General features: G+C 56.6%; 12 protein-coding genes and 1 tRNA gene. All 13 read right to left on the bottom strand.

Annotated features, from left to right (window positions below; genetic code table 11):
- Positions 1 to 60: 60 nt before the first annotated feature.
- Complete coding sequence (locus ACLEJR_RS10385) at positions 61 to 660, bottom strand: DUF4326 domain-containing protein (protein ID WP_440813709.1); 600 nt, start codon at positions 658 to 660, stop codon at positions 61 to 63.
- Complete coding sequence (locus tag ACLEJR_RS10380) at positions 657 to 1,100, bottom strand: DUF488 domain-containing protein (protein ID WP_440813707.1); 444 nt, start codon at positions 1,098 to 1,100, stop codon at positions 657 to 659. Before ACLEJR_RS10380 ends, ACLEJR_RS10385 begins: the two co-directional genes overlap by 4 nt.
- An 8-nt stretch (positions 1,101 to 1,108) precedes the next feature.
- Positions 1,109 to 1,780, bottom strand: coding sequence for a dual OB domain-containing protein (locus tag ACLEJR_RS10375; protein WP_440813703.1), 672 nt, complete (start codon positions 1,778 to 1,780; stop codon positions 1,109 to 1,111).
- Between the two features lie 184 nt (positions 1,781 to 1,964).
- A complete protein-coding gene (locus tag ACLEJR_RS10370) occupies positions 1,965 to 2,336 on the bottom strand; it encodes a hypothetical protein (protein WP_440813700.1) in 372 nt (123 codons plus the stop codon).
- Positions 2,333 to 3,313, bottom strand: coding sequence for an integrase domain-containing protein (locus ACLEJR_RS10365; RefSeq protein WP_440813698.1), 981 nt, complete (start codon positions 3,311 to 3,313; stop codon positions 2,333 to 2,335). The genes ACLEJR_RS10370 and ACLEJR_RS10365 overlap by 4 nt, the downstream gene beginning before the upstream one ends.
- 911 nt (positions 3,314 to 4,224) lie before the next feature.
- Positions 4,225 to 5,547 (bottom strand): tyrosine-type recombinase/integrase, encoded by a 1,323-nt coding sequence (locus ACLEJR_RS10360; RefSeq protein WP_440813695.1) that lies wholly within the window; start codon positions 5,545 to 5,547, stop codon positions 4,225 to 4,227.
- 172 nt (positions 5,548 to 5,719) lie between these two features.
- Positions 5,720 to 5,795: transfer RNA gene (locus ACLEJR_RS10355), tRNA-Thr, on the bottom strand.
- A gap of 75 nt (positions 5,796 to 5,870) precedes the next feature.
- On the bottom strand, positions 5,871 to 6,695 hold the full coding sequence (locus ACLEJR_RS10350) for an FkbM family methyltransferase (RefSeq protein ID WP_440813692.1): 825 nt from the start codon (positions 6,693 to 6,695) through the stop codon (positions 5,871 to 5,873).
- Between the two features lie 331 nt (positions 6,696 to 7,026).
- Positions 7,027 to 8,259 (bottom strand): methyltransferase, encoded by a 1,233-nt coding sequence (locus ACLEJR_RS10345; RefSeq protein WP_440813691.1) that lies wholly within the window; start codon positions 8,257 to 8,259, stop codon positions 7,027 to 7,029.
- Positions 8,240 to 8,929, bottom strand: coding sequence for an ABC transporter permease (locus ACLEJR_RS10340; protein WP_440813689.1), 690 nt, complete (start codon positions 8,927 to 8,929; stop codon positions 8,240 to 8,242). Before ACLEJR_RS10340 ends, ACLEJR_RS10345 begins: the two co-directional genes overlap by 20 nt.
- Positions 8,926 to 9,621: an ABC transporter permease gene (locus tag ACLEJR_RS10335; RefSeq protein ID WP_440813686.1), complete on the bottom strand. Its 696-nt coding sequence runs from the start codon at positions 9,619 to 9,621 to the stop codon at positions 8,926 to 8,928. The genes ACLEJR_RS10340 and ACLEJR_RS10335 overlap by 4 nt, the downstream gene beginning before the upstream one ends.
- Positions 9,622 to 9,695: 74 nt before the next feature.
- Positions 9,696 to 10,448, bottom strand: coding sequence for an ABC transporter substrate-binding protein (locus tag ACLEJR_RS10330; RefSeq protein ID WP_440796663.1), 753 nt, complete (start codon positions 10,446 to 10,448; stop codon positions 9,696 to 9,698).
- Between the two features lie 13 nt (positions 10,449 to 10,461).
- Complete coding sequence (locus ACLEJR_RS10325) at positions 10,462 to 11,235, bottom strand: ABC transporter ATP-binding protein (protein WP_440813683.1); 774 nt, start codon at positions 11,233 to 11,235, stop codon at positions 10,462 to 10,464.
- Positions 11,236 to 11,260: the final 25 nt, after the last annotated feature.

Raw genomic sequence — 11,260 nt, 5'->3', positions numbered from 1 at the left:
GCATCGCTAACTGATTGACTGGTTTCAAACCCTGCGGCTTCATATCTATACTGGTGACCGTTATTCGCCGTCATCTTGCGAGTTGAGATATTTTGCGATGACATCCCCATGGCAAGCTGCTGGCTTGCAATGACAACCTAGCGTCTTACCTCTGAGCTTCTCAATGTTCACATCAAACTGTTCAGGCAGTTTGAGAAAGCGTCTTTCAAAATCATAAGCAAACTTAGCGATTACCTCTTCGCGTGTACCCTCTATGCCCATTTGATAGGGGTTGCCCCATAAAGTCCCCCTCCCGATGTAAACATCATAGCGCTCGCCTGAATCTTTATTTGAGACTTTGGTAATCTTTAAGTTTATGGTCCGTATCGGTATTTTTTTATCAAGCAACTGATTGAATAGAGTGAAAAAGCAATTTCTCTCTTCGTCTTGAAACAGAATTGCATGTGTTGCCTTATCCAAGGCAACTTCGTCAGAAGTAAAACACGTCGCCTGGAAGCCTTTCGACTTCGAATAGTCGCAAATGAAATTGTTTTCGTCGCGAATATAAAGCAGTTCTACCTTTTCAAGAGAGCTGAGAATTTTCTCAACTTTTCTTTCGAATTTTGAATACGAAAGAAAGTCGCTAGGATACGCGATTAATATTTTTGCCTCTTTACTCATACTAGATCTCTGACAGTTGCATCAGATTTACCCCACGCCTCTTTTAGATAGTTTGCCACTAAACGACGATGGCATTGATGTGGGAGGTGTTCACTGCAGAGTAAACAACCTTCGTTAATTATATCTAGCTTTACGTGTTTCTCTATGCTTCGCTTCGACATGAGATTGAGAAATTTTTCCTCATATTGTTGCCAGGAAATTTCTTTTTTCTGGTACGGCGATAAAATTTCTTTGGTCGGTGCAAGATCTGGGATGTGAACGTAATCAACGTCGCAAATTTCTTTTAGAAAATATTTTAGATCATCTTTTTTTGCAAATCCGGAGAGTTGAGATACGTTGTTCAAGCGGACGTCTACAATTCGTTTTGTCCCTGAAAGCTTGATTAATGCAAAAAAACGCTCAGCTTTTTTTTCCGTGAATCCGATTGTGAATATTTTCATCTGCGGCCTCAAAATACGTGGGCTACTAGTTTGTAGCTATCCCCGATCTCCGCAGGCAATCTCTCGCCCAGGCTGATCGTCATACCTCGAACATTTGTAAGTTCATAGGTTCCGTGGTTTCTACCTCGATATTCCGCTTGAATTTGAGCATCCGTAGCGGTTAGGGCGTGTTCAACTCCGTTGTATTCAAATAGCACTCTGACTTTGATGTCTCCGTTGTGCTCGGGCCCTACTCGAACCCGCGGATTCTGAGGATTGATCAGACAGAGTGACGTCCTAGGCTCTTGCAACATAGTCCTATCAATTTTGTCATTCAAGCCGTAATGGCTCCTGCTTCCGTTTTCCCAGAGGGTATCAGGCTGATCCAACCAGTTACCAATCTCAGAATTCTGGATTTCTCCGACTTTAGTCCATCTCGCGCCCGAGATGATCATATTTTCACCTTGGAAGGTGCCTTGTTCGCGACCTGAAAATTCGATTCGAATGATGTCACGAACAGAGGCGTATTGACCTTGACCGTAATCCATCTCAGGGAATTGAATCTGTCGCTGCCCCGCCGTACGACCAACTGGCCTGATCCACCGTCCGGCATACGGTCCGGAGTAAACCTTCCCGGCGATACAGCGTCCACCGTGCTTCCACGAGTTAGCCAAGCAAACAATATCGTACTGATAGGGCATTGGATCCTTCCTTGTATGATGGCAGTGTGCCTTCCTTAGATCCTCGCTTGTCGTGTGTTCAGAAGCAAGTCCGCTTTGGTTTGATCTTTCTTCGTACGCCTGCTGTGCCGACGTAAGCTTCGGTGTTGAAACCGAAAATAGATGGTTCTAACGCCCATTCGTTCTGCTTCAGGCCGTTAAGCGATCACAGCCCGTGGTTGCATTTCAAGGAGCGTAAGGGGATAGGTCTTGGTTTCGTAGAACCACCTGAGGGATCACGGATGACCTGTTTCTCGTCTTGCCTAGGGTCGAAGTGCCAGGACTTTCTCAAGCGATGGACAAGCAAGCGCACGGTCAGTAGGTAGTAATAGCGCGTCGATTCGGCGTTTCGGTTCACGCGTTGGCTTAGAAACCATGCGAGATGCTTTTGCTGCCACGTCCAAGGATTGTCGCGTTGCCAGCGATCAGCTATTGCTGTTTGGATAGCCTTCGCCTGACGCAGATGGCGTTGGCGCGTGGAATGAGATCCAGTCAGGACGCCCGCCAGGAACAGCTCCATATCGAATGCCTTACTCATGCTCTGCTCCCTATGTAAGCAGAAACTATGTCGATACGACCGTGCCCTAACTCATAGCTGATTTGTGCTCGGGCCTCCTGATCGAGGTGTCGGTCGAGCTGGTAACAACTGCCACCGTTGATGGCCGCAGGATGCTGGGTGATTTGCTCATAGCGTTCGCATGCAAAGGCCGCCCGTAGTTCATGAAAGCCTTTGAGGTTGTGCGTATGGAGAGTCTCCCGTGCGGGGCGAACGAGTACTTGTTGGAAATCGCGGTAGCTTTCGTGCAGAGCTAACTGGTTGCGGCTACCGTCAGGCGAGACTTGAAGGGCGAATGCCAGTGCGTCGCGGATGTGCTCATCCACCGTTATCCACCGAGGGGCTGAGGCTCCCGAACGGCCACCTTTGGTGCCGTCCTGGATGTTGATCCTCCCGAGTTGCTCGGCTTCCCGTTGCAGTCGAGGAAGGTCGGCCAAAATGGCCTCGCGTAAGCGCATTCCGGCGGCTCGCGCCAAGTGCACGATGGCGGCGGCGCGTGGCATTTGGTGTTCGCAGAGTACGTCAACGATCCGTTTCACATGTTCGCGGTCTTGGCCTTGCGGCACCGATTGACGAACACTGGTGCGCCGCATTCCCAACGCCTTGCTTGGACTCACGACCTTCACATACTGATCACCGCGAAGCGCGGCCATGGTCCGGTTCACGCTGGACAATCGGTTTTGCGCGGTGGCGATGCCTAGAGCGCTTTGTTCGACTTGCTGACGCAGATATCCGGCGTATTCCAGCAAGGTCTGCCGATCAATTTGCCGTGCATCGTTAAATCCTGGTCCATCCTCCGACCGACACCACCGAACAAACGCCTGCCAGCGATCACTGTGCGCTTTGACCGTGCCGTAATGTCCGCAGCCAAATAGATCTTTGAGCGCTTGCGGCCCGGCATAGCTCATTTGCCGGCCATAGCCAAAATTCCGCCCATCTCGTTTACCCACCAACGCCATGATCAAACTCCTCTCGTAGCCAAGCCCTTTGAAGCCTTCCCCCACGTCATCCCGCCAAGAATGTTGAGTGTTATCAGGGATCAAGGCCCCTGCGACCTGTGAGGGTTGTCCACTAACGCGGGACTGGCGGCTCTTTACGACCGGGAGCTTGGGCATCTCATGATCTGACCTCCTGAGCACTTCCGAAGAAGTGGGCGGGTGGAGGCTGTACTGGTTGACGAGACCAGCGCCGCGAGATCCTGAGTCGGGTGAAGGCAGTGAAGTGATGACTGGGGCATACCTGACTGTCAGTCAGGTGCAGTCCATTCCCTGGGCTGCGGCACCATCATCTGCATCGCTGTTGTTGGTGACTTCGGTGTTTGTCACGCCGATTGTCACGAGAGGAAATGCCGCAATGCCTTGTACGAGTTGGGCTGCAGCAGCGGTAGGAGCGCCCGTCTCTTTCCGGAAGAAAGAGACGGGCGCAGGTTGGCGCAAAGAAATGGCCAAGCGGATAAGTTGCTGCAGGGCAGCCAGGAAGGGTATGAGTTGCCGCAGTGGACACACTGGTAAAAATAGGCATCCATCACATTGCTGTGACCGTGCGAGCCGCCGGACGCTAATCGCACTTTGGGAGAACCACCACGGTGTGGCGTAGCCTTAAAGGTTCTGGCTACCTGGGTTGCTGTCAACGACAGCGCTTTGCCCGATCTTTTTTACGCCTGTGGATAATTTGGGTCAAGGCTCGAATTTTCGGGAGTTTTGCGGCTGTGGATGAAATTATCCACCGGTGGAAATCTGTGGTTTTCCACAGACGGTTGCGTGGGCTTTAGATTTTTTAAGTGAGGTCCATCCAGACAGGGCGGCTTTGCAGCCCTGTCTGGATGGACCCGCGTGGACAAGCGGATCACCGAAATATGAAGACCGATCGCTTACTCAGTTGCGCCACGTTTTGTTTTTAGGCGAGTGACGTTCGCTCCCGTCTGATTGGCGAATTCGTGTGGGGTGACATGCTCCTGCCGATTGGCCTCTAGATACCGGCTCCACCAGTTCATGATCAGCCTGCGCTCCTCGATGAACTCAGCCTTGTGGATATAAGCGGCGCGGACGTTGTTGCGTTCCTTGTGGCTCATCTGCCTTTCAATGGCTGTCTCCGACCACAATCCTGACTCGATCAGTGCGCTGCAGGCCATCGAACGAAAGCCATGGCCGCAGATTTCGGTTTTGGTGTCGTAGCCCATCTTTCGAAGCGCGCTGTTCACCGTGTTTTCAGACATGGGTTTCCAGGGCTTGGTATCGCCTGCAAACACCAGGTCGAATTTACCGGTGAGGACGTGGATCTGTTCAAGCAGGGCCACTGCTTGCGGCGATAAGGGTACAAGATGGATATCCCCGGCCATTTTTGTACCCCTTGTGGAAAAGGGGACGCCGTCCAACGCGGGGCGGGTGTCGGGAATCTCCCAGGTGCCGCGCTTGAGGTCGAATTCGTTCCAACGGGCAAAGCGCAGTTCACTGGAGCGGACAAACACATGCAGCGAGAGCATGGCCGTCAGCCGGGTAAGTACGCGGCCGTTATAACCCTCAATGCGCTCCTGCAATTCAGGCAGACGCGATAAGGGTAACGCTGGGCGGTGAACAACCCTCGGGGCTTTGATCAAACCTTCAAGGTCGGAGGCAGGGTTTGCCGCGATCTGTCGAGCACGCTTCGCCTCGCGCATTATGCTTTGCAGGTAGTTTTGTACCCTTAAAGCTACGTCAATTGTGCCGCGCTCCTGGATCGCTTCCAGAGGTTGCATCAGGTCATGGGTGTCCAAATCGACAATAGAGCGAGCGCCGATCAGTGGAAAGACATGGGTTTTGAGGCGGCTCAGAACCGTCTTGGCATGGCCCGGTGCCCATTTGGCAGACATCGCTTTGTGCCAGTCCAGGGCCGCGCTTTCAAAGGTTCGGCCTTGGATTGCGGCCTGCGTCTTAGCTTGGTGTTTGGACTCTATTGGGTCGATGCCTTCCGCTAGCATCCGCTTCACCTCCAGGCGCTTATGGCGCGCATCGGCGAGACCGACCACGGGGTAGTTGCCAAACGAAGTCAGTCCTTCGCGTCCATCAGGTTTGACATACCTGAGACGCCAGCCTTTACGGCCATTGGGTTGGACTAGGAGATAGAGGCCGTCGCCGTCGAAAAGCTTATAGGCGCGGTCGGTGGGCTTGGCTGAGCGGCAAGCCGAATCAGAGAGTGGGGCAGTGGTGCGCGACATAAGGGTACTCCTCCCTTTATCGAATGACCTTACCCCTATCTTTATCCCTAAAACGGTCGGAATCCAACAGATTTTGACGGAATCCGACGGAACGCCAAAACGGAAAAACCCGCCAGAAGGCGGGTTTTTCGGGGGTTCCAGAGATTTTGAAAGCCTTCTATGGAACCTTGGATGGTGCCGGCACCAGGAATCGAACCCGGGACCTACTGATTACAAGTCAGTTGCTCTACCAACTGAGCTATACCGGCGTGTGGGCGACGATTATAGCGATTGGGTGGGTTCTGTAAACCCCTGAATTCTGACTATTTTTGCGCAGGCACGGCTCAGGCGCGGCGTAGCAGGCTGCGCAGTTTGTTCAGGGTTCGCCAGGTGCGGCTGTTTTGGATGGCGTGGAGTTGCGCTTCGGCCTGTTCGGCGCGTTGCAGGGCGGCGCGCAGTTGTGGGTCCGGGTCGTTGAGGGGGTGGCTAAATTTGTGGCCCTTGCAGAGCTGGAAACCGTCGAGGTTGCACGGTGGGATGTCGAAGGCCGGTTTGAGGGCCAGGTGTTCTTCGGCGAGGTAGTAGGTGTTGATGCCGTCGAACAGGATGGACTGGTAGCCGGCGCCGGTGACGAGGTGTTCCCAGGTCTGGTCGCGGGCCCAGGGGGTTTCGATGAGGATGATCCAGGGGCGCCAGCGGCTGAAGTCCATGCTGCGCAGTACGGTTTCTTCGTGGCCTTCGACGTCGACTTTCAGAAAGTGGATCGGGCGATCCGAGGTGTACTGTTCGCAGATCGAGGCCAGGGTGCGCGATTGGACGGTCTGGGTGCGTACGTCCATGCCGGCGTCGCGGTGTTGTTGGGCGACGTTGGCTTCTACGGTGGACAGGCCCGTGTCGGCGATGGTGTAGAAGGTCAGGCTTTCGGCGTTTTCGCCTGCCACGCATTGCAGGTTGATGTCCCGGGGGCGTTCCTGGCTGAGCGCGTCGTAGTAAGCCTGGACCGGCTCGATGTTGATACCGTGCCAGCCGTGGTCATAAAAAGCCCGGGTGACGGAGTCGTCTGTCGGATGGTTGGCGCCGACGTCGAGGTAGAAGCCGTTTTCCACCGATCGAAGGGCGCGCCACAGGCGTACGTCTTCGAAATTCTGTGCGTAGGAAATGAACGTCACGGCCGGTCCTTGAGTGCGTTGGCATGGTGTCAATCAGGATACGTGCCGCTGTTGTATAGCACCGGCGGGCTGGCTGCAATTGCTGACGCGGGTCAGCACGGAAATCGGCGGTTATGTCGTTTTGCTTGGGCGCTTATGCACAACGGGATGGAAGAACTGATTGGTCTATGGACATTTTGTGACGGCTGTCTCGTTTCGTCGCAAATACCTGTTTTCATGGTTTTTTATCTATGTGAACAAAAAATGACCAGCCTCGAAACCGTCAGGAAATCGCGGATTTCTTGGATCCAGGTTTATTTCATCAACAGAGTTATCCACAGGCTGTTTCGTCTCAGCAACGCTCTGCAAGGAGCATCAGGTTTCTCGGGGTCAGTGGCGTTTCGCAGAAGGTGCCGAGGCGTACCTCGTAGCCTTTCTGAGTGAGGAAAAGTGCCCGGTCCAGTACCAGCCAGAGTTCCAGCGGCCGTCGGAAAAGGCCTCGGACCAGTTCCAGATTACGCACCTCGGCCAAGCGTTGATGGCCGGCTGCTTCCAGCGCAGCCCAATCGGGCGAGCCGACTGTGGATAAGTCTTTGAGCGCTGCCAGATCGACGCAGTATTGGGCGAAGGATTTCTCCAGCCAGGCGCTGGGTAACGAGGGTGTAGGTAGGTAGCTGTCGCTGCCGCGCACTTGCCGTTGCAGCAGATCGAAGCCCAGGCGCCGCGCCATGGATTGGTCCCGTTGTCGTCGTACGCGAGCGCCAGCGGTAACGGTTTCGGCGAGTGGCAGGCCGAGATCGTCCAGTGACAGTTGTAGGGCAGAGCCCTTGGCGGCGTCGGACAACGCTTGGTAACGCTCGGTGCTGATCCGGTTGTAGCAGCATGGTGCGATCGCCAGTTGAGTACAGCCGGCGGCGCTTGCCAAGTGCATCAGTCGTACATGAAGGTCGCCGCAGGCATGCAGCGCCACTGGCGTGTGTTCAGAGTGGATCGCTTGGGTTGTATCTGCTGCCAGTACATCTTGCTGCAAATGCCTGGCTGGTAGCGCGTGGCGAAGGCTCAGTTCTTGGCCGCCGGCAACCAGCGCCGGGTCGTACTCCAGGCAGGTCAGCTGTTGTTCGCCATGCAGCAGGCGCCGACCGAGGTGACCTTTGCCCGCGCACCAGTCCAGCCAGTGAGTCGGTTCACTGGCGAAGTGCAAGCGGCTGGCAAAGGCCTCGATCTGCTGCCATTTGCGCCCGGGGACGTCGACGTTGAGGCGGTGGGCGGGCGCATCCAGCGCGCTGGCTGGCAATTCTGCGACACCACTCAGTACTCGGGAGACGGCTGCCAGTTCGCAGAAGGGAGCGGGGGCGTCCTCGATCAGCCACGGCTGGTGATGGTCATTTTCCGCAGCCTCCAGCGAGCGCTGGCGTAGCCATTGGGACAATTCCGGGTAGGAGGTTTCCCAGGGTAATTGCAGATGAGTGAAAGGACGCGGCTTCCACAGCGCCTGATGCGCTGTAAGAAAAGCATCCAATGCCGTGAAGCGGGCGAATAATGCCTCGCCCGTCAGCACGCCATTGTCAGCGCCCTTGGCAGGCATCGACGCGCAACCAGCGCTCCAACTGCTTGAAGCCCTGCACCAGCAGGAACGCCATCAACAGGTAGAACATGCCGGCTGCGAAGAAGATCTCCACCGGCAGGTAGGTCCGGGCAATGATGGTGCGGGCCATGCCGGTCAGTTCCAGCAGGGTCACGGTGCTCGCCAGGGCGCTGGCCTTGAGCATCAGGATCACTTCGTTGCTGTAGGCCGGCAGGCCGATGCGGGCGGCCCGCGGTAGCATGATGTAGAACAGTGCCTTGGGCCGCGACATGCCCAGAGCCCGAGCGGCTTCGATCTCGCCACGGGGGATGGCCTGGATCGCGCCGCGCAGGATCTCGGCGATGTAGGCGGCAGTGTGCAGGGTCATGGTGACCGAGGCACACCAGAACGGGTCTCGCAGGTACGGCCACAGCATGCTGCTGCGCACTGCATCGAACTGCGCCAACCCGTAATAGACCAGGAACAGCTGGACCAATAACGGCGTGCCGCGGAAAAAGAAGATATAGGCGTAGGGCAAAGCCCGCACGTACCACAGCCGTGAAGAGCGGGCGATGCCCAGCGGGATCGCCAGCAACAGGCCGGCAATCACGGCGATGGCGACCAGCTCCAGCGTCAGCGTCGCGCCCTGGGCGAGCTTCGGCAGCCACTTGATGATGACTTCCCAGTTCATTGGGTGCTCCTGATAAAACCGCGGGCGGCGCGCCGTTCCAACAGGTGCATGCCAAGCATGGCGAGGACCGTCAGCCCCAGGTACATGAAGGCGGCGACCATATAGAAAGTGAACGGTTGCTTGGACACGGTCACGCCGATCTGCGCGTGGCGCATGATCTCTTCCAGGCCGATCACCGAGACCAGCGCGGTGTCCTTCATCAGGATCATGAACAGGTTGCCCAGGCCGGGCAGGGCGATGCGCCACATTTGCGGCATGATCAGCTTGGTGAAGATCCGCCACTTCGACAGGCCCAGGGCCACGCCGGCTTCACGGTGGCCCTTGGGAATCGCCAGGATCGCGCCGCGAAACACTTCCGTGGCGTAGGCGCCGAAGCACAGGCCCAGGGCGATGACCCCGGCGGCGAAGGCGTCTAGGGCCAGCTCTGGGTTGCCAAAGTACTCGCCCAGGGCGCGCATCAGGTTGACGGTGCCGAAGTAGATCAGCAGCACCCAGAGCAACTCCGGGACACCGCGCACCAGTGTGGAATACGTGCCGCCCAGCCATTGCAGCGGCTTGTACGCAGAGGTCTTGGCCAAGGCGCCGAGCAGGCCGAGCGCCAGCCCGAGGCACAGCGCCGAGAGCGCCAGTTTGACGGTCATCAGCGCGCCGGCAGCGAGCGCCGGGCCGAATCCGTAGAGATTGATCATCATGGGTGTGTGTTCATATCGCGGCAGGCTTTGCTAAGGGCCGACGCTGCGGGCAGCGTCGGCCAGGCACGTCAGCATCAATAGATGTTGAACGGGAAGTACTTGTCGTTGATCTTTTTATAGGTGCCGTCGGCAACGATTTCTTTCAGCGCTGCGTTCAGCCGGTCGCGCAGTGGATCGCCCTTGCGCACGGCGATACCGATCTTGTCGCTTTCCACCACCGGGTCGCCCTTGAATTCGTAGGCGCGGCCGGCATCGGTCTTCAGCCAGTCGTAGTTCACGTACTTGTCCGCCAGGATCGCGTCGACGCGGCCGGAGGTCAGGTCCAAGTAGGCGTTTTCCTGGGTGTCGTAGAGCTTGGCAGTGATGTCGCTGCCCAGTTCGTCTTCCAGCCAGGTGCCGGCCAGGGTCGCCCGTTGTGCACCGATGACCTTGCCTTTGAGCGAGTCCTTATCGGTTTTGAAGTCGACGTTTTTCGGCGCGATGAACTGCAGTTTGTTGGAGTAGTACGGGTCGGTGAAGTCCACGGCCTGCTTGCGTTCGTCGGTGATCGACAGTGACGAGATCAGGAAGTCGAACTTCTTGGCGTTCAGCGCCGGGATGATGCCGTCCCAGTCGGAGGTGACGACCGTGCATTCGACTTTCATCTTCGCGCACAGGGCATCGCCGATGTCCTTGTCGAAACCCACGACCTGGCCGCTGGCGTCCTTGTTGTTGAACGGCGGGTAGGCGGCTTCGATGCCCATCTTCAGCTTATCGGCGGCCATCGCGTTGGCCGAAAACATCAGGCTGGCAGCTGCGGCCAAAAGAAATTTCTTATGAATCTGCATATGTACTGCTCCGTTAGCGGTTGCTGGACATGAATTGTTTACAGCGTGCCGAAAGCGGGTTCTCGAAGACCTGCTGTGGCGATCCTTGCTCTTCCACCAGGCCCTGATGGAGGAACACCACCTCGCTGGAAACCTGACGGGCGAAACCCATTTCGTGGGTGACCAGCAGCATGGTGCGGCCTTCTTCGGCCAGGGCGCGGATCACACTTAGTACTTCCTGGACCATTTCCGGGTCAAGGGCCGAAGTGGGCTCGTCGAACAGGATCACCTTGGGCTGCATTGCCAGGGTGCGGGCGATGGCGGCGCGTTGCTGTTGACCGCCGGACAGCTCGGCCGGGTAGGCGTGGCGCTTGTCGGCGATGCCGACCTTGGCCAGCAAGGCTTCAGCGACTTCGATGGCTTCGGCTTTGTCCTGGCCGAGCACCCGGCGTGGAGCTTCGATGATGTTGTCGAGCACGCTCATGTGCGGCCAGAGATTAAAGTTTTGAAATACAAAACCGATCTCGCTGCGCATGCGATTGATCTGTTTGCCATCGGCAGCGATGAGCTCACCGTTTTTCGCTGCCTTGAGCTTGAGCGCTTCCCCGGCCACCAAGATCTCGCCCTGGTTGGGGTTTTCCAGCAGGTTGATGCAACGCAGGAACGTGGACTTGCCGGAGCCGGAGGAGCCCAGGATCGAGATCACATCGCCATCGCGGGCGGTCAGCGAGACGCCCTTGAGCACCTCCAGCTGGCCGTAGCGTTTGTGCAGGTTGCGGATTTCAAGCGCGGGCGTGGCCTGGGCCATGTGCGGTCCTCATGATATGTGCTCC

The organism is Pseudomonas sp. SMN5 (genome assembly GCF_052041925.1).
Lineage (GTDB): Bacteria > Pseudomonadota > Gammaproteobacteria > Pseudomonadales > Pseudomonadaceae > Aquipseudomonas.
Note: the sequence above shows the minus strand (reverse complement) of the source record. Positions and strands in the feature narration are given on the sequence as shown.

Bases quoted from the DNA above. Each gene is read 5' to 3' on its own strand.
- ACLEJR_RS10385 (WP_440813709.1), bottom strand. From the start codon at position 660: ATGAGTAAAGAGGCAAAAATATTAATCGCGTATCCTAGCGACTTTCTT.
- ACLEJR_RS10380 (WP_440813707.1), bottom strand. From the start codon at position 1,100: ATGAAAATATTCACAATCGGATTCACGGAAAAAAAAGCTGAGCGTTTT.
- ACLEJR_RS10375 (WP_440813703.1), bottom strand. From the start codon at position 1,780: ATGCCCTATCAGTACGATATTGTTTGCTTGGCTAACTCGTGGAAGCAC.
- ACLEJR_RS10370 (WP_440813700.1), bottom strand. From the start codon at position 2,336: ATGAGTAAGGCATTCGATATGGAGCTGTTCCTGGCGGGCGTCCTGACT.
- ACLEJR_RS10365 (WP_440813698.1), bottom strand. From the start codon at position 3,313: ATGGCGTTGGTGGGTAAACGAGATGGGCGGAATTTTGGCTATGGCCGG.
- ACLEJR_RS10360 (WP_440813695.1), bottom strand. From the start codon at position 5,547: ATGTCGCGCACCACTGCCCCACTCTCTGATTCGGCTTGCCGCTCAGCC.
- ACLEJR_RS10345 (WP_440813691.1), bottom strand. From the start codon at position 8,259: ATGCCTGCCAAGGGCGCTGACAATGGCGTGCTGACGGGCGAGGCATTA.
- ACLEJR_RS10340 (WP_440813689.1), bottom strand. From the start codon at position 8,929: ATGAACTGGGAAGTCATCATCAAGTGGCTGCCGAAGCTCGCCCAGGGC.
- ACLEJR_RS10335 (WP_440813686.1), bottom strand. From the start codon at position 9,621: ATGATGATCAATCTCTACGGATTCGGCCCGGCGCTCGCTGCCGGCGCG.
- ACLEJR_RS10330 (WP_440796663.1), bottom strand. From the start codon at position 10,448: ATGCAGATTCATAAGAAATTTCTTTTGGCCGCAGCTGCCAGCCTGATG.
- ACLEJR_RS10325 (WP_440813683.1), bottom strand. From the start codon at position 11,235: ATGGCCCAGGCCACGCCCGCGCTTGAAATCCGCAACCTGCACAAACGC.